This is a genomic window from Hydrogenophaga sp. (assembly GCF_051860785.1).
In the GTDB taxonomy this organism is placed as follows: domain Bacteria; phylum Pseudomonadota; class Gammaproteobacteria; order Burkholderiales; family Burkholderiaceae_C; genus Hydrogenophaga.
Genome location: NZ_JBIMLB010000006.1, coordinates 161,673 through 182,412 on the forward strand (window position 1 = coordinate 161,673; position 20,740 = coordinate 182,412).

Genomic DNA, 20,740 nt, shown 5'->3' on the forward strand with positions numbered 1-20,740 from the left:
GTCAACCCTTCCAGGTAAACGGAAAGGCGAGCTGGCGCAGGAAGCCCTTGGGCACATAGTCGCCCAGCACACCGTAGCGCTCGGGCCACATCTTCGGACTGTTGACCGCGGTGCCGAAGAGGTGGTCGAGGAAGGCGTAGTGGGCGGCGTAGTTCTTGTCCAGCGCTTCCTGGTCCTGGCTGTGGTGCCAATGATGGAAGTTGGGCGTGACGATGAGGTAGCGCAGCGGACCCAGGCGCACGCTCACGTTGGCGTGGTTGAACACGGCCTGGAAGCCCACCACGATGATGTAGGCATCGATCACTTCCTTGGAGAAACCCAGCAGGTAGATTGGCCCGAGCACCAGGGTGCGCGTGATGATGGTCTCCAGGATGTGCTGGCGCGAGCCGGCCATCCAGTCCATGTGCTTGGTGCTGTGGTGCACGGCGTGCAGGCGCCAGAGCAGCGGCACCTCGTGGTAGGCGCGGTGAGTCCAGTACTGGGCGAGGTCGGCCACCAGAATGATCAGCGGCAGCGCGGCCCAGAACGGAAGTGCCGCGATCCAGCCACGCACGCCTTCGACGGGCACCCAGCCAAAGATGTTGTGCACCAGCAGGTTGGTGGCCAGCAGCATGAAGCCGATCACCATGTGGTTGACGATGAAGTGGTGGAAGTCGGTCTGCCACTCGGGGCGGAACACCGGCTGGTCCTTGCGCAGGGCGAACAGCTTCTCGATGAAGATGAAGATCAGCGCCGAACCCAGCAGGTCCAGGATGAACCAGTCCATGCCGATGTAGGGGGTGTGGTCGGGGAAGTTCGGGTCCACCTCGACCTGGTGTCCACCCAGCAGTGCGCTGAGCACCACCAGCGCAAACGCAAACGCCGAGAGCCAGCGCGCGCGGTTGAACAGCACGTTCACCAGGCTCAGGCCACCCGCGATCACCAGCGCCACGAACAGCAGGTTGCGCATGAACGCCACGTCGTACTGCTTGCGAAGCTCGGGCGTGGTGAGGTACTGCGGAAAGTGAAAGGCCATCACGCCCAGAAAACACAGGATGGCCAGTGTGAGCGCGATGACGCCGGTGACCAGTCCGCGGCCCGGTCGCAATGCGCCGTGGCCCTCGGTGAAATCGTTCAGTTTCTTGAGCATGCCGCTCGCTCCCCCAAGGCGCCGAAGGGCGCACGGTTGCGGGAGTGTAGCGGTGCTCAGGCGGTGCGCGCGATGGCCTCGGGGGCGTGCAGCGCGGCAATGCCGCTGACCACATCGCCCACCACGATCACGGCGGGACTGCCCAGGCCTTCGCGCTCGATGGTGGCGCGCAGTTGCCCCAGGCTGGTGACGGCATGCCTTTGTTGGGGCAGCGTGGCATGCTGGATCACGGCCAGCGGCGTGTCGGCCGACAGCCCGGTGAGCAGGTCCTGCTGGATCTGCGCGGCGCTGGAAACGCCCATGTAGATCACCAGCGTGAGCTTCGCATCGCGCGCGGTCGCGGCCAGCGCCTGCCAGTCGGTGCCCTTGTCGCCGGGTTTGGCGTGGCCGGTGACGAACACCACGCCGTGCGCGTGCTCGCGGTGCGTGAGCGGCACGCCCAATGAGGTGAGGCCCGCAAGACCTGCGGTGATGCCGTTGACCACCTGCACCTCGATGCCGGCTTCACGCAGGTGTTCCACCTCTTCGCCCCCGCGCCCGAAGATGAACGGGTCGCCGCCCTTGAGCCGCACCACCACCTCGCCCTCGCGTGCGGCCATGACCATGAGCTTTTCGATGAAGGCCTGCGGCGTGCTCTTGCAGCCACCGCGCTTGCCCACGTGCACGATGCGAGCGCTCGGGCGGGCGTGGGCCAGCACCGCATCGCTCACCAGGTCATCGACCAGCAGCACGGTGGCTGCGGCAATGGCCTTGACGGCCTTGAGCGTGAGCAACTCGGGGTCGCCCGGGCCGGCGCCGACGAGCGAGACGGTGCCGGGCAGGAATTCAGACGGCGATGGCATGGGCTGCGGATTCATGGTGTTGAAGCTCTTGCAAGATGTGTTCCACCTGCAAGGCGATGGGCGTGGGCACGGGCTGCGAGCCCTCGAGCACCGCGCGAATGTAAGCAGCTGTTTGCACCGCGTCGGTGGAAGGCAGCGAAGGCAGGTGGGCCAGTGGCCCGTCCTGCACGGCCTGCACCTCGGTGCGGTGGCCATCGTGGAACACCTCCATGCGGGGCGTGCGGCGCGCGTCGGCAACGGGCTCGCCCTCGGTGCCGCGCAGCAGAAGCGCATGCGCGCCGGTGAGCGTCCAGGTGTCGGCCATGGACGTGGCGTATTCGGGGTGCGTGTAGCTGCCGACGATGAAGGCACGGCCCGCGCAAGGGTTCATGAGCTTGACCAGGCTGTGCGCCGGGTTGCGCAAGCCCACCGCGCGGCGCACGTCGAGCAGCCGCTTGAGGCTGGCCAGGTGCACCTCGGTCGGCACGAAGACGAGTTCGCCGGCTGGCAGCGCGGCCAGGTGCAGGGAGGGCGCGATGCCGAGTTCGGCGAACACCGCTTCGGCCGGTACGCGCTTGTCTTCGGTGGCGGTGCCGTGCACCAGCACCGATGCACCCCGACGGGCCAGCAACAGGCCGAGCAACGGCGTGAGCACCGGCAGCTTGCGAGCGCCGTTGTAGCTGGGCAGGACGACGGTGGGGTGGCCTGCGTCGGGCAGGCGCAGCAGGCGCGCATGGACAGCATCGAGAAAGCCGGCCATTTCCTCGGGCGTTTCCCCCTTGATGCGCATGGCCAGGCAGAAGCCACCCACCTCCAGATCGCTCACCGCGCCATCCAGCACCTGACCCAGCAGGTCGGCCGCCTGCTCGCGCGTGAGCGAGCGGGCGCCTTCCTTGCCGCGGCCAATGTCCTTGATGTAGTGGCTGATACCCATGGTGGCGATGTTTCGCGAATTGTCCGGCAAGTTTGATGACTTCGCGTTATATGGTGGTTGCCAGGGGTGCGGTCTCGCGCACCAGGCGTTTGAGTTCGGGCACGCACGAGCCGCAGTGGGTGCCGCAGTGCAGGCTTTCCTGCAGGGCAGCCAGCCGCTCGGCCTCGTTCCCCTCGCAGGTTTGCAGGCGGCTCTGGATCGTGTCCTCGGTCACGTTGAAGCAGGTGCAGACCTGCCTGCCTTTGGCCGCGATCGCCACCGGGGCCTTGGCACCGGGCATGAGCAGCAGGCGGCCGTAGGCGCCGGCGGGCAGCTCGTCCTGCAGCAAGGGCTTGATCCAGACCTCCGCCCGCGTGTCGCCCGCGAGCACGAAACCTTCGAGCCGCGTGGCATCGCCCTGGCGAACCAGGCGTGCGGTGCGGCGCTGGCCCAGGCGGCGGTCGGCGTAGCGCAGCGCGTCGGTGGTGTTCAGGCCGAGCAGCGCTTCGATGCGCTCGATCAGCAAGGGTTCGGGCGCCTCGTGCGCAGCAGCGCGGAACAGCACGCCGGTTCGCTCTCGTCCAAATGGCACACAGGAAGCGAAAGGAAACCGCGCCATCAGCACACGCAGGCCTTCGCGCGCATCCAGCGCCTGCGCTTCAGGCAGCCAGGCCACGGCCAGCAGCGCCCAGGGCAGTTCGACCTTGAGCACCTTCACCGCCGCGTGCTTGAGCTCGGGCTGCTTCGAGGTGGGGCAGAACGCCGAGGTGGTGATCGCGTTCACACCGGCCAGCACCTCGCCGGTGCTGCTCTGGCCGCTGAGGAATTCAGAACCCCAGTGCATGGCGATGAAGGCCTGCGACAGTCCGATCTCGGGCGATGCCTGCACCGGCACCACTATGGAGCCGCGCTTGCTGGTCACGTACACCAGATCGCCGTCGTGCAGGCCACGGCGTTCCATGTCCTGCGGGTTCAATTGCACGGCGGGTTCGGCCACGTGGCCGAACAGGCGGCCCAGCGTGCCGGTGCGCGTCATGCCGTGCCACTGGTCGCGCAGGCGGCCAGTGGTGAGCGAGAAGGGGTAGCGCGATTCGCGCGGCTCGGCCAGCGGCACGAAGGGCAGGGCGGCGAAGCGGGCGCGGCCATCCGGCGTGGGGAAGACGCTGTCTTCGTACAGGCGTTCCTTGCCCTGGACATCGCCTGGCCTGATGGGCCATTGCTGCGGGCCTTGCTGTTGCAGCATGGCGTAGGAGAGGCCGGTGATGTCGAGGTCGCGACCCCTGGTGCATTCGCGGTGTTCGAGCCAGAGACTCTCCGCGTCCGGATACGGAAACAACGTGGCCTCGCCAGGGCGCAGGCGGGTTTCCAGGCGCTGCGCGAAATCGACCACGATCCGCCAGTCGTGACGCGCCTGCCCGGGCGCCGGCACGGCCGGGCGCACGCGGCTGATGCGGCGCTCGCTGTTGGTCACGGTGCCGTCTTTCTCGCCCCAGGTGGTGGCGGGCAGCAGCAGGTCGGCGTAGTCGCAGGTGGCGGCGGTGGCATAAGCCTCCTGCACCACCACGAACTCGGCGCGTTGCAGCGCGCGGCGTACGGTGGCCTGGTCGGGCATGGACTGGGCCGGGTTGGTGCAGGCGATCCACAGCGCCTTCACCTGACCATCGGCGGCCGCCTGGAACATCTCCACGGCGGTGAGGCCCGGGGTTGAAGGCACCGAGGGCACACCCCAGAGCGCGGCCACCTCGGCGCGGTGCTGCGGGTTGGCCAGGTCGCGGTGGGCCGACAGCAGATTGGCCAGGCCACCGACCTCGCGCCCGCCCATCGCGTTGGGCTGGCCGGTCAGGCTGAACGGGCCGGCGCCGGGCTTGCCGATCTGGCCGGTGGCGAGGTGCAGGTTGATCAGCGTGGCGTTCTTCGCCGTGCCGCTGCTGCTCTGGTTCAGGCCCTGGCAGTACAGGCTGAGCGTGGCCGGTGATGTGGCGAACCACCGTGCGGCGGTGAAGAGGTCTTCTTTCCTGAGACCGCAGACCTGCGCCACACGCTCGGGCGTGCATTCGCGAACCAGTGATTTGAGCGCGTCGAAGCCGGTGGTGTGTGCGGCGATGTAGTCGGCATCCAGCCAGCCTTCCCACAGCATGATGTGCAACAGACCGTGGAAGAGCATCACGTCGCTGCCTGGCTGCAGCGGCAGGTACAGGTCGGCGAAACCGGCGGTGTCGGTGCGGCGCGGGTCGGCCACGATCACCTTCATCGCCGGGTTCCTTTCCTTCGCTTCCTCGATGCGACGGAACAGCACGGGGTGGGCGAAGGCGGCGTTGCTGCCGACGATGAACAGGCACTGGGCGTGGTTCACGTCGTCGTAGCAGGTGGGTGGCGCGTCGGCGCCCAGCGTGAGCTTGTAGCCGGCCACCGCGCTGCTCATGCACAGGCGCGAGTTGGTGTCGACGTTGTTGGTGCCGATCAGGCCCTTGGCCAGCTTGTTGAAGGCGTAGTAGTCCTCGGTGAGCAACTGGCCGCTGATGTAGAAGCCCACCGCGTCCGGGCCGTGCTGCTCGATGACCGAGGCGAAACGGTCGGTGGCGAGGTCGAGTGCGGCGTCCCAGGACACAGCCTGCGTTGGCGTACCGCGCTGCTGGCGCTGCATGGGTTGCAGCAGGCGCGTCTGTTGCGAGATCGCTGGCGAGGCGGTGAGGTGCAGCGTCTGGCCTTTGGTGCACAGCCGGCCGAAATTCGCCGGATGCTGCGGGTCGCCTCGCACGCCGGTGATCTGGCTGCCCTGGCTTTCGATCAGCACCCCGCAACCCACGCCACAGTAGGGGCAGGTGGAACGGGTGGTGATCGGGTTCATGCGGGCTCGGTGCGTCTTGCAGGACCTGCGACAGGGCGGGTGAGGTCGGTCGCGAGATGTTCCAGTTCTTCGGCATCGAGGTGCACCACGCCTTCTTCCACCATCACCGCGAACCTTGGTGCACAGCCCTCATCGGGTTCCTTCGCACATCCACTGTCCAGACCGATCGTCCAGTTGTGCAGCGGGCAGGCCACGTGCGTGCCGAAAACAATGCCCTGGCTCAGCGGGCCGCCCTTGTGCGGGCAGCGGTCGAGCAGGGCAAACACTTCGTTGCGGTCGTTGCGGAACACGGCCACGTCCAGTCCGAACTCCCGTTTCACGCAGCGGGAGCCGAGCACCGGTATGTCGTCCACCCGTGCGATGGGGATCCATTCGCTCATGCCAGGCCCCCTTCCAGCGCCACGGCCTGGATCGGAATGAACTGGCGCGTGTCTACCGACGCCTTCTGGTGCTCGAACCAGGGGTCGGGTTCTCCGTCGAGCGCGAATTGCAACTGATCCCACAGCGCCTTGCGACCTTCGTGGTCATCCAGGATCTTCTTCTTCACGTAGTCCAGTCCGACACGGTTGACGTAGTGCACCGTGCGTTCCAGGTACCAGCCTTCCAGGCGGTAGAGCTGCATGAAGGCGCCGGTGTACTCCAGCACCTCTTCGGCGGTCTTGAGCTTGGTGAAGAACTCGGCTACTTCGGTCTTGATGCCGCCGTTGCCCGCGATGTACATCTCCCAGCCCGAATCCACGCCGATGATGCCCACGTCCTTGATGCCGGCCTCGGCGCAATTGCGTGGGCAGCCGCTCACCGCGAACTTCACCTTGTGCGGTGCGTACATGCGCCACATGGCGCGCTCCAGGTCCTTGCCCATCTGCGTGCTGTCCTGCGTGCCCATGCGACACCACTCGCTGCCCACGCAGGTCTTCACGGTGCGCAGGGCCTTGGCGTACGCGTGGCCGCTGGGCATGCCGATGTCCTTCCACACCGCCTGCAGGTCTTCCTTCTTCACGCCCAGCAGGTCGATGCGCTGGCCGCCGGTGACCTTCACGGTGGGGATCTTGTATTTGTCCACCGCGTCGGCAATGCGGCGCAGTTCGTCGGCCGTGGTCTCGCCGCCCCACATGCGCGGAATCACGCTGTAGGTGCCGTCCTTCTGGATGTTGGCGTGCGCGCGCTCGTTGATGTAGCGGCTTTGCGGGTCGTCCTTCGCCTCTTTCGTCCAGGTGCTGATGAGGTAGTAGTTGACGGCCGGGCGGCAGGTGGCGCAGCCGTTGGGCGTGCGCCAGCCCAGGCCCTCGAATACCGCGCCGATGCTCAGCAGCTTGCTGTCACGGATCGCGTCGCGCACGGCCTGGTGGCCGTGGTCGGTGCAGCCGCACATGGCCTTCAGTTTCGGCGTGGCGGAGTAGTCGCCGCCCGCGGTGAACATCAGGATCTGTTCGACCAGACCAGTGCAAGAACCGCAGGAAGCGCTGGCCTTGGTGTGCTTGCGCACCTCTTCCAGGGTGAACAGGCCTTTGTCCTTGATGGTCTTGCAGATGCTGCCCTTGGTGACGCCGTTGCAGCCGCAGACCTCGTCGCTGTCGGCCATGGCGGCGGCCTTGCTGTGGCCCTGGTGCCCGACGTCGCCGATGTTCGATTCGCCGAACATCAGGCGGTCGCGGATGTCGGCCACGCTGCGGCCATCGCGCAGCAGCTTGAAGTACCAGCTGCCGTCCACGGTGTCGCCGTAAAGGCAGGCACCCACCAGCTTGTCACCCTGGATCACCAGCTTCTTGTAGACACCGCCGGAGGGGTCGCTCATCACGATCTCTTCGGTATCGGTGCCGCCCATGAAGTTGCCAGCGGAGAACAGGTCGATGCCGGTGACCTTGAGTTTGGTCGAGGTGAGTGAGCCGCTGTAGCGGCCGATGCCGAACTCGGCCAGGTGCGTGGCCAGCACCTTGCCCTGTTCGAAGATAGGCGCCACCAGACCATAGGCAATGCCACGGTGTGCTGCGCACTCGCCGACTGCGTAGATGCGCGGGTCGGTCACGGTCTGCAGCGTGTCGCTGACCACGATGCCCTTGTTCACGTGCAGGTGCATGGACTCGGCCAGCGCGGTGTTGGGTCGGATGCCCACGGCCATCACCACCAGATCGGCCGGCAGTTCGGTGCCGTCCTTGAAGCGGATGGCCTTCACGCGCCCTTCGTCATTGCCCACCAGTTCCTGCGTCTGTGCGCCGATGAGAAATCTCATGCCACGCTGCTCCAGCGACTGCTGCAGCAGCTTGCCCGCCACGTCGTCGAGCTGCCGCTCCATGAGCCAGGGTGCTACGTGCACCACGCTGACCGTCATGCCACGCTTCATCAGGCCGTTGGCCGCTTCCAGCCCCAGCAGACCGCCGCCGATCACGATGGCGTGCCGGTATTGCGTGGCGGCGTCGATCATGGCCTGGGTGTCGGCAATGTCGCGGTAGGCCAGCACACCTTGGAGATCCTTGCCCGGGATGGGCAGCATGAAGGGGTTGGAGCCGGTGGCCATGATGAGGCGGTCGTAGGATGCCTCGATCACGCCACCGTGGCCATCGCTGGCACGCACGATGCGTTTCACCCTGTCCACTTCGGTCACGGTCTTGCCTGCGTGCAGGGTGATGCCGTGCTCCGTGTACCAGGCCCAGTCGTTGAGCACGATCTCGTCCAGCGTCTGCTCACCGGCGAGCACGGGCGAGAGCAGGATGCGGTTGTAGTTCGGGTGCGGCTCAGCACCGAAGACGGTGATGTCGTACAGGTCGGGTGCGATCTTCAGCAGCTCTTCGAGTGTGCGAACGCCGGCCATGCCGTTGCCGATCATCACGAGTTGATTTTTTTTCATCGCGGCGACTCCAGGACAGGAAATTCAGGGTGGGGATGCGTCGGCGCTGCGTGCTCCAGCGCACAGATGCAAGCAGCGGCAAAGCGCAATGTCCGTGTCACCAGAGTGAAAAAGGTCGGGTACGCGGCGTTTGTTACAACAAAAAAGAGAGCAGGCTTTCGATATTTCGCCGCGTGTTTGGTATGGTCCCGCACACGCGCAAGCACTTCACCCCTATCTTTTTTCTGATTTGCACACTCTTCATGTTCGACAACATTCGCGCGGACTACCGCGCCCATGGAAGCAAACTGGGCGCTCAAGGCTTCTGGGTGATGACCATCTACCGGCTCGGACGATGGCGTTACACCTTGCGGCACGTGTTGTTGCGCAAGTTCTTTTCCCTGGTCTACCGGGTGCTCTACAAGATCGTGCAGATGGTCACGGGCATCGAGTTGCCGTGCGAAGTGAAGATCGGACGCAACTTCGTGATCGACCATTTCGGCGGCATCGTGGTGAGCGGGTACACCCAGTTCGGTGACAACTGCCGCATCCGGACCGGGGTGGTGGTGGGCCTGGCCCGTGTGGAAGATCCCTGCGCGCCGGTGTTCGGCAACAACGTGGACATCGGCGCGGGCGCCAAGGTGCTCGGCCGCATCGTCATCGGAGACAACGTGAACATCGGTGCCAATTCGGTGGTGACCACCGATGTCCCCTCCAACTCGATCGCTGTCGGCGTGCCGGCACGGGTGATGCCGCGCAAACCGCGCGATGCCGCCATCTCCCCGACAGGCACGGCGCTCAACGAAGAGGGCTACGAGCCCGAAGCGCGGAGAGCGTGAGTCTCGCTCGCTGCGGGGCTGTGGAAGCATGGAAGCGTGGGGGGCCAAGGGGACCTCAGGCTTTCAGTGCCAAGGCAACCGGTGCCAGGCGCGCGCTGGCGATCGGCTCTACCTTGCGCTGCTTTTCGTAGAGGAAGGTCAGGATTTCCTGGCGGCAGTGGTTGTAGGCTGGGTTCTCGGCCAGGGCGATGCGATTGCGCGGGCGTTCCAGCGGCACGTCGAGGATCTGGCCAATCGTGGCCGAAGGCCCGTTGGTCATCATCACCACGCGGTCCGACAGCAACACCGCTTCGTCCACATCGTGCGTGATCATCATCACCGTGTTGCCCAGTTCACCCTGGATGCGGATCACTTCGTCCTGCAGGTGCGCCCGCGTCAGGGCGTCCAGTGCACCGAAGGGTTCGTCGAGCAGCAGCACCTTGGGCTCCATGGCCAGCGCCCGGGCAATGCCCACCCGTTGCTTCATGCCGCCTGAGATTTCCGAGGGCAGGTGGTGCAGCGCGTGTGACATGTTCACCATGTTCAGGTTGTGCAGGATCCAGTCCTTGCGTTCGGCCGCTGTCTTGCTGCCGCCGAAGATCTTGACCACGGCGATCTCCACGTTCTGGTAGACCGTGAGCCAGGGCAGCAGCGAATGGTTCTGGAACACCACGGCGCGATCCGGGCCTGGTGCATTGACTTCGCGTCCGTCGACGATGACACCGCCCGTGGTGGCCCGAAGCAGGCCCGCAACGATGTTCAGCACGGTGGATTTGCCGCAGCCCGAGTGACCGATCAGCGAGATGAATTCGCCGCGCTGGACGTCGAGGTCGATGCCGCGAAGCACCGGATTGACCACGCCGTTGTTGCCGGTGAAGGTCATGTCGACGCGCGAGAGCGTGAGGTAGGCGTTGCTCATGGTGTATTCCCTTGGGGATGGTTCAGCTGGCCGATGTGCCGCGGGTGACGGCGCGGCCGATCCAGGCGACGATGCGATCGAGCATGAACCCGATGACACCGACGTAGATGAGCGCCAGGATGATGTCGCTGATGCGCGAGGAGTTCCAGGCGTCCCAGATGAAGAAACCGATGCCCACGCCGCCGATCAGCATCTCGGCCGCGATGATGGCCAGCCACGACAGGCCCACACCGATGCGCAGTCCGGAGAAGATGAACGGAGCTGCCGCTGGGAGCATGATCTTGATGAAGTACTCGATGCCGTTGAGGCGGATCACGCGGGCGACGTTGCGGTAGTCCTCCGGGATGTTGCGGATGCCGATGGAGGTGTTGATGATGATCGGCCAGATCGAGGTGATGAAGATCACGAAGATGGCCGAGGGGTTGCCGTCCTGGAAGCCCGCCAGCGAGATCGGAAGCCACGCCAGAGGCGGCACGGTGCGCAACACCTGGAACAGGGGATCGAGACCGCGCAGCGCCCAGGTGGACTGGCCCACCAGCACACCCAGGCTCACACCAGCCACCACCGCCAGCGAATAGCCGTAGGCCACGCGCTGCAGGCTGGCCAGCAACTGCCAGGCCACGCCCACATCGTTGCCCCCGTTGTCGTAGAACGGGTGGATGATGAGTTCCCAGGTGTCTTCCACCACCTTGCTCGGGGGGGGCAGCGCCGCTCCCGACCGAGACCCGAGCAATTCCCAGATGATCAGCAGCATGCCGATGACCAGCAGCGGTGGCAGCACATGGGTCATGAAGCTGCTCGAGGCAGACTTCAGCCAGGTGGGCATGAGCGTGGGTGCCGCAGGCGTTGCCAGGCGGATCGGCTCGATGGTGTCGGTGGAATTCATGGCGGCGGCTCCGGTGGTCGGTGGCAGTCAGGGTCGCGCGTCAGGCGCTCTTGATGTACTTGATGCTCAGGCTGTCGAGGTACTTCTGCGGGTTGGCGGGGTCGAACACCTTGCCGTCGAAGAACTTCTCCACACCACGCGAGGTGGAGGTGGGGATGTCCTTGGCGGCCACGCCGAGTTCCCTGGCAGCGGCGCGCCAGAGGTCCTCACGGTTCACCTTCGCCACCAGGGCCTTCATGTCCGTGTTCGCGGGCAGATAGCCCCAGCGGATGTTCTCGGTCAGGAACCACATGTCGTGGCTCTGGAACGGATAGCTCGCGTGGTCTTTCCAGAAGCGCATCTGGAACTTGCTGTTGGCTTCCACGCGGCCCGTGCCGTAGTCGAAGTCGCCTTTCACGCGGTCGATCACATCGGCCACCGGCGCGTTGATCCAGCGTCGACGCGAGCAGATCTCGGCCACCTCGGCGCGGTTCGCTGGATCCTCGCACCACATCTGCGCCTCCATCACGGCCTTGAGCAGTGCTTTCGTGGCAACGGGATTGGCCTGCACGTAGTCGGCACGCATGGCAAACGCCTTCTCGGGATGGTTCATCCAGAGCTCACTGGTGGTGAGCGCGGTGTAGCCGATCTTCTGGTTGATGAGCTGGCGATTCCAGGGCTCGCACACGCAGAACGTGTCCATGCTGCCCACCTTCATGTTGGCCACCATCTGCGCGGGTGGGACCACGATGGTGGTGATGTCCTTGTTGGGATCCACGCCGCCAGCGGCCATCCAGTAGCGGATCCACATGTCGTGCGTGCCACCAGGAAACGTCATGGCGGCATTCACCGGTTTGCCCGTCTTCAGGCGCTTGGCCAGCAGGGCCTTGCCGAATTCCCGGGTGTCCAGCCCCACCTTCATGTCCTTGTATTCGTCACCCACCGAGATGCACTGCCCGCCCAGGTTCAGGCGCGCAAGGATGTTCATGGGCACCGGCACGTTGTTGGCCGTGACCGCGCCGGTGCTGATGAGGTAAGGCATGGGCGTGAGGATGTGCGCACCGTCGATGCCGCCCTTGCCCGAACCCAGCACCAGGTTGTCGCGCGTCGTGCCCCAGGACGATTGCTTGAGCACTTCGACCTCGGTCATGCCGTGCTTCTTGAAGAAGCCCTTCTCGTCGGCCACGAACAGAGGGGCCGCATCGGTGAGGGCGATGAAGCCCAGTTTGGCCGCTCGCGTTTCGGGTGCGCCTGCAGCTTGCGCCTGGGCTCGGCTGGCCCACAGGCCGCCGGCCACGGCGGCGACCCCCAGCGCCGACGCCTTCTGCAGCACGGCACGGCGCGAGGGGGACAGGGTGTTCGACGATGTCTTCATGAGCAACTCCTTGAAAGAACGGGAAAGGCAAAGAAAAAGCGAGACACAAAGCAAAACGGCGCCCATTGCAGAACCAGCCGAAGCCGGAAATGCAATGGACGCCGTTGTCCGTGTCTGGGAAGACGTTGAGAAAACCCACCGCCATTGGTCGGCTTTCTCTTTCAACTCAATAAAGCAGGTCCCGTGCCAGTTGGGCCTTTGCCGCGCCGCATGGGGTGCGCCCAGGCACGCTTCTGATTGATTTCATTGGAAAAATCAGCGCGATCGTGCGGAGAAGGCCGACGCGCGAAGACGCAGGCCGGAATTTTGCGGGCTTCAATCTGGTGCGCAGGAGCGTGCAGGCACACATTTTGTGCGCCGCAGCACCGCGCGGTGGTCATGTCTGGCGCTGCGGCAGCACGTCGGCCATGGCCAGCACCGCCTCGGCCACCTCGATCAACCGGCGGTTCTGGTTCATGGCCATCTGGCGCATGGTCTTGTGCGCTTCTTCTTCCGTGAGCTGGCGGTGGGCCATCAGCAGACCCTTGGCGCGCTCGATCAGCTTGCGCTCGTTGAGGCTGGCGCGCACGGTGTCGAGTTCTTCGCCCATGGTCTGCAGTCGGCGGGCCTGTTCCTGCACCAGATCCAGGATCGAACGCTCCAGCTGGAGGCCGTAGCCCGAGGCCGCCGGCGCGGGTGGTATTTCGATGCTCGCGTCGCGGAAGAAGGAGAGGGTGTCCACCTCGTGCGGGGGCTGAGGATTCAACGCGTGAAATGACTCGAGTTCTCGCGTGGCGGCGGCCGTCTTGTCTTCGCACGCGCGCAGGAGATCGAGCGCCAGGCGGTCTTCCACCGATTTCATTCGGTCGATGCGGCGCGTGCAGCAGTCGAACCACGCCTGGCTGAGCTGGGCGTTGAGTGGCGATCCGTTGGCGGCGGTGCACAGCACCCGGCGCAGGCGCTCGAGCTCGGCCAGCATCGCGCTGGCCTGGCTGTTGACCCAGAGGTCGGCCACCTGTGGCGTGGCAAATTCGCTGAACACCTGCAAACAGCGTTCTTGCGACTCGATGAAGTGCAACAGGCGCTGCTGCTCGATCATCTCGGCACGGCCCGAGGCAAAAAGCGCCGAACCCGCCGCCCGCTCCTGGCCCGCGAACTCCTTGCCCTGCATGAAATTGAACAGGGCCACCAGCAGGCGCGATATCTCCGGGTCGCTGGCGCTGTCGGCGGCTTCGAACACCACCGCCAGCAAGCCCGAAATGAGCCGCACGTAGGCGTCGGTGGACTGGCGCATGGTCCATGCCAGGGTATCGACCCGTTCACGCAGTCCCGTCAGGGCGTCCAGACCATGAAGCACATAGGCGATGCGGCTGAAGAGCCGCGCACCGTGCCCCAGCCGCGCGGTTTCGGTGTCCAGGCTGTCAAAGCAGGCGCGCAGTTCGGCCTCGATCTGGCGGCACTCCTGAATCTGCTGCGCGCGCATGCTGGCGAACATCGTGCCCTGCGAGCCGAGGTAGAGGTTGGACAGCCCCCGTTCGCGCTGCAGCCCATGCACCAGGCGCCCGGTCACATTCACCAGCGCGCTGGTGAGCGCGAGCTGCCGCAGCTCGGCGATTTCGCAGCGCTTGGCGGCGACGAGGAAGTTCAGGCCCGTTTTCATTCTTTCGTGGGGGATTCCGAGTACCGAAGCACTACTGAGCAACAACCATGCCGCCCGTACACTTGGCGCCATGCTTGTCCTGGGAATCGAATCGTCTTGTGACGAAACCGGCGTGGCGCTGGTCGATGCCAGCGGCAGCGCCACACCGCGCCTGCTGGGCCACGCCCTGCACAGCCAGATCGACATGCACCAGGCCTATGGCGGCGTGGTGCCCGAACTGGCCAGCCGCGACCACATCCGCCGCGTGCTGCCACTGACCGACGCCGTGCTGGCACAGGCCGGGCTGCCGCTCGCTTCGATCGACGCCGTGGCCTACACCCGGGGTCCGGGACTGGCCGGCGCGCTGCTGGTGGGCTCGGGCGTGGCGTGCGCACTGGGCTTCGCGCTGGACAGACCGGTGCTTGGCGTCCACCACCTCGAAGGCCATCTGCTCTCGCCGTTCCTGAGCACCGACCCACCCGAATTCCCGTTCGTGGCGCTGCTGGTCTCCGGTGGCCACAGCCAGCTCATGCGCGTGGACGGTGTGGGGCGCTACGAACTGCTGGGCGAAACCATCGACGACGCGGCCGGTGAGGCTTTCGACAAATCGGCCAAGCTGCTCGGCCTGGGCTACCCCGGCGGGCCGGCCCTGGCCCGGCTCGCCTTGCAGGGTGACCCGCAGGCCTACAAACTCCCCAGACCGCTGCTGCACAGTGGCGACCTGGACTTCTCGTTCGCCGGCCTCAAGACCGCGGTGCTCACCCAGGTGAAAAAGCTGGCGCACGCGCGGCCCGAAGGCCCCGCCACCACCCACCTGGCCGATCCGCTGACCCTGCAGCAGAAGGCCGACGTGGCCGCCAGTGTGCAGGCGGCCATCGTCGAGGTGCTGGTGAAAAAGTCCATGGCCGCGGTGCGCCACAGTGGCCTGCGCCGCCTGGTGGTGGCCGGTGGCGTGGGCGCCAATGCGCTTCTGCGCGAGCAGTTGAACGCCGCCTGCCAGAAGGCCGGCGTGCGCGTGCACTACCCTGAACTGCACCTGTGCACCGACAACGGCGCCATGATTGCGCTGGCCGCCGGCATGCGGGTGCAGGCGGGGCTGGCGTGGGAAGAGGGCGCCGCGTCGACGGGCTACCAGTTCGACGTGAAGCCACGCTGGCCCCTGGCCGATCTCCGGTTGGACAGAGCGTCATAATTATGAATTAGACTCCTGATTCTGTCGCCTATGTGACTCATCTGATGGGTTGCGGCCGTCCGGCCCAGGCACCAACTGGAGCAGTTTTCCGAATGAAATCCATGTCATCCCTTCGCCGCCGTTCCCTTGCCGCCTTGTTGCTGGGCGGCCTGGTCACCACGCTCGCCACTGCTCAAGCTCCCGCGCCTGCCATGGGCGCACCGATCCGCATCGCCATGATCGAGGGCCTGTCGGGGCCCATCGCCAACACCGGCGAGGCCGTGTTCCGCAACCTCGTCTGGGCCACCGAACGGGTCAACGCCCGCGGCGGCGTGAAGTTGCCCGGCGGCCATCGGCCTCTGGTCATCGAACGTTTCGACAGCAAGGGCCAGGCCGAGGAAGCCCTCTCGTCCTTGCGCGCCGCCACCGACCGCGGCATCACCCTCATCACGCAGGGCAATTCCTCGGCGGCGGCCAGCGCCCTGATCGAGGCCATCGCCAAGCACAACGAGCGCGAACCCGCGCGCCAGATGCTGTTCCTGAACTACTCGGCGGTGGACCCGGTGCTCACCAACGAGAAGTGCAACTACTGGCACTTCCGCTTCGATGCCCACGCCGACATGCGCGTGAGCGCGCTCATGAGCGTGTTGCGCGAAGACAAGGCGCTCAAGAGCATCTACCTGATAGGGCAGGACTACAGCTTCGGCCAGGCGGTGCTGCGCGAAGCGCGCACCCAGCTCGCCACGCAGCGGCCCGACGTGACTATCGTCGGCGACGAACTCCATCCCATGGCGCGCGTGAAGGACTTCCTGCCCTACGCTTCCAAGATCAAGGCCAGCGGAGCGCAGGCGGTGCTCACTGGCAACTGGGGCAACGACCTCACCCTGCTGGTGAAGGCCGCACGCGAAGTGGGCTTTGAAGGCAGCTTCTACACGTTCTATGGCAACGCGCTGGGCGCGCCGGCGGCCATGGGCGAAGCCGGCATCGGCAAGGTGATCGCCGTGGCCGACTGGTTTCCCAACGTGCCCACGCCCGAGTCCGAAGCCTTCTACCAGTCGTTCCGCCAACGCTTCCCCAATCCGGCCGACGACTACGTGCACATGCGCATGCAACTCATGATCGAATCGCTGGCCCAGGCCATCGAGCGTGCCGGTGCCGCCGGTGCGGAGATCAACGCCGCGAACATCGCCGCCCAGCTGGAAAAGGCGGAAGTGACGCTGGCTGGCCAGACGGCACGCATGCGCGCGAGCGATCATCAGTTCCAGCAGCGCCTGGCCGTGGCGGTGATGGACCGCCAGGGCGCGCCCGGCGTGAAGTTCGACGTCGAAGGTTCGGGTTATGGTTTTCGCGTCATCCGCAATCTCACTCCGCAACAGGCAGAACAACCGCACCGATGCAACATGATCCGACCCGGGTGAAACCACCCTCACATCTTCCGCATCCACGCCAGGTCGTCGCCGATCTGGAGGCCTCACGCATCCGTGAAGTGGCCAACGAAGGCCTTGGCCGCGAAGGCGTGCTGAAGTTCTGGTTTGGGGAAAGTGACGAAGTCACGCCCGCCTTCATCCGCGAAGCCGCCATCGCTTCGTTGCAGGCCGGCGAGACCTTTTACGCGCACAACCTGGGCCTGCCCGAATTGCGCGACGCGCTGGCGGCGTACACCGATGGTCTGCATCCGGGGCGTGGCGTGGCGCACTGGCAGGAACGCCTCGCGGTCACTTCCGGCGGTGTCAACGGGCTCATGCTGGCCTCGCAGGCGATCGTGGAAGCGGGCGATGAAGTGGTGGTGGTCACGCCGGCCTGGCCCAATCTGGTGGCGCAGCCGCTCATCATGGGTGCGCGCGTGAAGTCGGTGCCCCTGAAAGTGCTCGCCAGCGGCCCGCGAGCCGGCGCCTGGGCGCTCGACATGGACGCGCTGCTGGCCGCCATCACCCCGGCCACGCGCATGCTGATCGTCAATGCGCCCAACAACCCCACGGGCTGGACACTCACGGCGGCCGAGCAGCGCAGCATCCTCGCGCATTGCCGGCGCACCGGCACCTGGATCCTGGCCGACGAGGTGTACGAGCGCCTGTATTTCGCGGGCGACACGCCCAACGGCGCGGCCAGCAGCTTCCTCGATGTCGCCGAACCTGAAGACCGGGTGATCGTCGCCCACAGCTTCTCCAAGAGCTTCCTCATGACCGGCTGGCGCCTGGGCTGGCTGGTGCTGCCTGCCGCGCTCACCGCTGCCGTGGGCAAGCTCATCGAATACAACACCTCGTGCGCGCCGGTCTTCGTGCAGCGCGCCGCCACGCAGGCACTGCTGCGCGGTGCCGAGGTCACGCCGGCCCTGGTGAACCACCTCAAGGCCTGTCGCGACACGCTGGTGCCCTTGCTGCGCGGATTGCCGGGCGTGACCCTGGCGGAGCCGCTGGGCGGCATGTACGCGTTTTTCCGGCTGGAAGGGCAGGCCGATTGCCTGGACACCGCCAAACGCCTGGTCCGCGAGGCCGGCCTGGGCCTGGCCCCGGGCAGCGCCTTCAGCCCCGAGGCGGCGGGCTGGTTGCGCTGGTGCTTCGCCAGCCGCGACCGGGAGCGCCTGACGCAGGGCGTCGACCGGCTGAGCCAGTGGCTCCTGGCACAGCCCCGCTGACGCCTTCTGGTCTATAATCGCCGGTTGCTGTCTTCACGGACGGCATTCACGCCCGCTGCGGCCCATGGTTCCGGGAAAGCACTGAAAGGTGCCGGAAAGCCTGCCAGCTGCGACGGGACGCAAGTCAAAACCAAGGAATTTCATGATTGCCCAATCCATCAAGGCCGAGGTCGTTTCGGCCAACGCACGCGCTGCCAACGACACCGGCAGCCCCGAAGTGCAGGTTGCCCTGCTGACCGCTCGCATCAACGAGCTGACCCCCCATTTCAAGACCCATGCCAAGGATCACCACGGTCGCCGTGGCCTGCTGCGCATGGTGAGCCGCCGCCGCAAGCTGCTCGATTACCTCAAGTCCAAGGACGCTGATCGCTACCTGGCCCTGATCCAGAAACTGGGCCTGCGCAAGTAATTGGGCCGGCTGTGACACGCAAAACGCCTGAGTTGGTTCGCCGGCTTGGGCGTTTTTTGCTTGTCGCCCGCCATTTTTGATTCCGGAGCATCGACAACAGAGCGAAGCTGTGTCATTCCAGGCGGTTTGTGAGCGCATGCAGCGCCCACAGCCCATCTGGAATGGCATCGTGTTCTGGGTTGTGTTTCCGGGTTTTTGTGCAGCCACACGCTGCACGTTGAGCCTTCCGCCGCTGGCGGTGGCATTTAACGGAGAGACAACATGAGCATGTTCAACAAAGTCACCAAGACCTTCCAGTGGGGCCCCCACACCGTCACCATGGAAACCGGCGAAATCGCCCGCCAGTCCACCGGCGCCGTGCTGGTCAACATCGACGACACCGTGGTGCTCGCCACCGTGGTGGCCAAGACCGAAGCCAAGGCAGGCCAGGACTTCTTCCCCCTGACGGTCGACTACACCGAGAAATCGTACGCAGCTGGCAAGATTCCGGGCAGCTTCTTCAAGCGCGAAGGCCGCCCCAGCGAACTCGAAACGCTGACCTGCCGCCTGATCGACCGCCCGATCCGCCCGCTGTTCCCGGAAGGCTTCTACAACGAAGTGCAGGTGATCGTGCACGTCGTCAGCCTGAACCCCGAAGTGCAGGCCGACATCGCTGCCATGATCGCGACCTCTGCCGCTCTGTCCGTGAGCGGCATCCCGTTCAACGGCCCCATCGGTGCGGCCCGCGTGGGCTACATCAACGGCCAGTACGTGCTCAACCCGGGCCAGACGCAATTGAAGGACAGCCAGCTCGATCTGGTGGTCGCCGGCACCGAAGCCGCCGTGCTGATGGTGGAATCCGAAGCCGACCAGCTCTCCGAAGAAATCATGCTGGGCGCCGTGGTGTTCGGTCACGAGCAAGGCAACATCGCCATCGCCGCCATCAACGACCTGGTGCGCGACGCCGGCAAGCCGGCCTGGGACTGGCAGCCGCCCGCCAAGGACGAGCCGCTGATCGCCAAGATCGACGGCCTGGCCAAGGCCAAGCTCGAAGCCGCCTACCAGATCCGCAACAAGCAGGCCCGCACCCAGGCTTGCCGCACCGCCTACGCCGATGTGATGGCCGCCTTGAAGGCCGAAGGCGTGGAGTTCGACAGCGTGGCCGTCGAAGCCCTGCTGTTCGAGATCGAAGCGAAGATCGTGCGTGGCCAGATCCTGGCCGGCGAGCCCCGCATCGACGGCCGCGACACGCGCACCGTGCGCGCCATCGAGATCCGCAACGGCCTGCTGCCGCGCACCCACGGTTCGGCCCTGTTCACCCGTGGTGAAACCCAGGCGCTGGTGGTGGCCACGCTCGGCACCGACCGCGACGCGCAGCGCATCGACGCGCTGGCGGGCGAGTTCGAAGACCGCTTCATGCTCCACTACAACATGCCTCCCTTCGCCACCGGCGAAGCCGGCCGCTTCGGTACCCCCAAGCGCCGCGAGATCGGCCACGGCCGTCTGGCCAAGCGCGCGCTGATCGCCGCCTTGCCCAGCAAGGAAGACTTCCCCTACACGATGCGTGTGGTCTCGGAAATCACCGAGTCCAACGGCTCCTCGTCGATGGCTTCCGTTTGTGGCGGCTGCCTGGCACTGATGGACGCTGGCGTGCCCATGAAGGCGCACGTGGCGGGCATCGCCATGGGCCTGATCAAGGACGGCAACCGTTTCGCCGTGCTGACCGACATCCTGGGTGATGAAGATCATCTGGGCGACATGGACTTCAAGGTGGCCGGCACCACCAACGGCATCTCGGCGCTGCAGATGGACATCAAGATCCAGGGCATCACCAAGGAAATCATGCAGGTCGCGCTGGCCCAGGCCAAGGAAGCCCGCATGCACATCCTGGGCAAGATGCAGGAAGCCATGGGCGAAGCCAAGACCGAAGTGTCCAACTTCGCGCCCAAGCTCTTCACCATGAAGATCAACCCCGAGAAGATCCGTGACGTGATCGGCAAGGGCGGCTCCGTCATCCGTGCGCTGACCGAAGAAACCGGCACGCAGATCAACATCGACGAAGACGGCACCATCACCATCGCCTCGACCGACTCGGCCAAGGCCGACGAAGCCAAGCGCCGCATCGAGCAGATCACGGCCGAAGTGGAAGTGGGCAAGGTCTACGAAGGCCCGGTCACCAAGATCCTGGACTTCGGTGCCCTGATCAACCTGCTGCCCGGCAAGGACGGCCTGCTGCACATCAGCCAGATCGCCCACGAGCGCGTCGAGAAGGTCACCGACTACCTGAGCGAAGGCCAGGTGGTTCGCGTGAAGGTGCTCGAAACGGACGAGAAGGGCCGCGTCAAGCTGTCCATGAAGGCCCTGGCCGAACGCAGCACCGGCGAACAAGCGCAACCGCAGTCCTGATGTCGCGGGT

General features: G+C 65.6%; 16 protein-coding genes. 6 read left to right on the forward strand and 10 right to left on the reverse strand.

What is annotated here, in order from left to right:
- Nucleotide 1 precedes the first annotated feature (1 nt).
- Genes ACTIF6_RS10740 through nirB form a run of 6 tightly spaced genes read right to left on the reverse strand, consistent with a single transcriptional unit; the run spans nucleotide 2 to nucleotide 8,556 of the window.
- Complete coding sequence (locus tag ACTIF6_RS10740; protein WP_439587968.1) at nucleotides 2-1,129, reverse strand: sterol desaturase family protein; 1,128 nt, start codon at nucleotides 1,127-1,129, stop codon at nucleotides 2-4.
- A 56-nt stretch (nucleotides 1,130-1,185) separates the two neighbouring features.
- Nucleotides 1,186-1,971 carry a uroporphyrinogen-III C-methyltransferase gene (cobA, locus tag ACTIF6_RS10745; protein ID WP_439587969.1) on the reverse strand — a complete coding sequence of 262 codons (786 nt, stop codon included), beginning with the start codon at nucleotides 1,969-1,971 and terminating at the stop codon, nucleotides 1,186-1,188.
- Nucleotides 1,955-2,884 carry a DNA-binding protein YbiB gene (gene ybiB, locus ACTIF6_RS10750; protein WP_439588034.1) on the reverse strand — a complete coding sequence of 310 codons (930 nt, stop codon included), beginning with the start codon at nucleotides 2,882-2,884 and terminating at the stop codon, nucleotides 1,955-1,957. Before ybiB ends, cobA begins: the two co-directional genes overlap by 17 nt.
- A 46-nt stretch (nucleotides 2,885-2,930) precedes the next feature.
- The gene (locus tag ACTIF6_RS10755) at nucleotides 2,931-5,711 is read right to left on the reverse strand and encodes a nitrate reductase (protein WP_439587970.1); all 2,781 of its coding nucleotides are present in this window, start codon (nucleotides 5,709-5,711) and stop codon (nucleotides 2,931-2,933) included.
- On the reverse strand, nucleotides 5,708-6,091 hold the full coding sequence (nirD, locus tag ACTIF6_RS10760) for a nitrite reductase small subunit NirD (protein ID WP_439587971.1): 384 nt from the start codon (nucleotides 6,089-6,091) through the stop codon (nucleotides 5,708-5,710). The genes ACTIF6_RS10755 and nirD overlap by 4 nt, the downstream gene beginning before the upstream one ends.
- Nucleotides 6,088-8,556 (reverse strand): nitrite reductase large subunit NirB, encoded by a 2,469-nt coding sequence (nirB, locus tag ACTIF6_RS10765; RefSeq protein WP_439587972.1) that lies wholly within the window; start codon nucleotides 8,554-8,556, stop codon nucleotides 6,088-6,090. Before nirB ends, nirD begins: the two co-directional genes overlap by 4 nt.
- Nucleotides 8,557-8,798: 242 nt before the next feature.
- Between nirB and ACTIF6_RS10770 the strand changes: the two genes are divergently transcribed.
- Entirely contained in the window at nucleotides 8,799-9,374 is a 576-nt protein-coding gene (locus ACTIF6_RS10770) for a serine O-acetyltransferase (protein WP_439587973.1), read from the forward strand.
- Nucleotides 9,375-9,429: 55 nt separating this feature from the next.
- Here the strand turns inward: ACTIF6_RS10770 and ACTIF6_RS10775 are convergent, their stop codons facing one another.
- The 4 genes from ACTIF6_RS10775 to ACTIF6_RS10790 all read right to left on the reverse strand — a co-directional run bounded on the left by ACTIF6_RS10775 (nucleotide 9,430) and on the right by ACTIF6_RS10790 (nucleotide 14,151).
- Nucleotides 9,430-10,272 (reverse strand): ABC transporter ATP-binding protein, encoded by an 843-nt coding sequence (locus ACTIF6_RS10775; RefSeq protein WP_439587974.1) that lies wholly within the window; start codon nucleotides 10,270-10,272, stop codon nucleotides 9,430-9,432.
- Nucleotides 10,273-10,294: 22 nt separating this feature from the next.
- The gene (gene ntrB / locus ACTIF6_RS10780; RefSeq protein ID WP_439587975.1) at nucleotides 10,295-11,158 is read right to left on the reverse strand and encodes a nitrate ABC transporter permease; all 864 of its coding nucleotides are present in this window, start codon (nucleotides 11,156-11,158) and stop codon (nucleotides 10,295-10,297) included.
- A 40-nt stretch (nucleotides 11,159-11,198) separates the two neighbouring features.
- The gene (locus ACTIF6_RS10785) at nucleotides 11,199-12,512 is read right to left on the reverse strand and encodes a CmpA/NrtA family ABC transporter substrate-binding protein (protein ID WP_439587976.1); all 1,314 of its coding nucleotides are present in this window, start codon (nucleotides 12,510-12,512) and stop codon (nucleotides 11,199-11,201) included.
- Between the two features lie 376 nt (nucleotides 12,513-12,888).
- Nucleotides 12,889-14,151: a nitrate- and nitrite sensing domain-containing protein gene (locus ACTIF6_RS10790; RefSeq protein ID WP_439587977.1), complete on the reverse strand. Its 1,263-nt coding sequence runs from the start codon at nucleotides 14,149-14,151 to the stop codon at nucleotides 12,889-12,891.
- A gap of 70 nt (nucleotides 14,152-14,221) precedes the next feature.
- Between ACTIF6_RS10790 and tsaD the strand changes: the two genes are divergently transcribed.
- The 5 genes from tsaD (at nucleotide 14,222) to pnp (ending at nucleotide 20,730) form a co-directional block, all read left to right on the forward strand.
- Nucleotides 14,222-15,322: a tRNA (adenosine(37)-N6)-threonylcarbamoyltransferase complex transferase subunit TsaD gene (gene tsaD / locus ACTIF6_RS10795; protein ID WP_439587978.1), complete on the forward strand. Its 1,101-nt coding sequence runs from the start codon at nucleotides 14,222-14,224 to the stop codon at nucleotides 15,320-15,322.
- Between the two features lie 101 nt (nucleotides 15,323-15,423).
- A complete protein-coding gene (locus ACTIF6_RS10800) occupies nucleotides 15,424-16,719 on the forward strand; it encodes a branched-chain amino acid ABC transporter substrate-binding protein (protein WP_439587979.1) in 1,296 nt (431 codons plus the stop codon).
- A complete protein-coding gene (locus ACTIF6_RS10805) occupies nucleotides 16,695-17,936 on the forward strand; it encodes a pyridoxal phosphate-dependent aminotransferase (RefSeq protein WP_439587980.1) in 1,242 nt (413 codons plus the stop codon). Before ACTIF6_RS10800 ends, ACTIF6_RS10805 begins: the two co-directional genes overlap by 25 nt.
- Nucleotides 17,937-18,078: 142 nt before the next feature.
- Nucleotides 18,079-18,345, forward strand: coding sequence for a 30S ribosomal protein S15 (gene rpsO / locus ACTIF6_RS10810; RefSeq protein WP_086124425.1), 267 nt, complete (start codon nucleotides 18,079-18,081; stop codon nucleotides 18,343-18,345).
- 261 nt (nucleotides 18,346-18,606) lie between these two features.
- Complete coding sequence (gene pnp / locus ACTIF6_RS10815; protein WP_439587981.1) at nucleotides 18,607-20,730, forward strand: polyribonucleotide nucleotidyltransferase; 2,124 nt, start codon at nucleotides 18,607-18,609, stop codon at nucleotides 20,728-20,730.
- Nucleotides 20,731-20,740 lie beyond the last annotated feature (10 nt).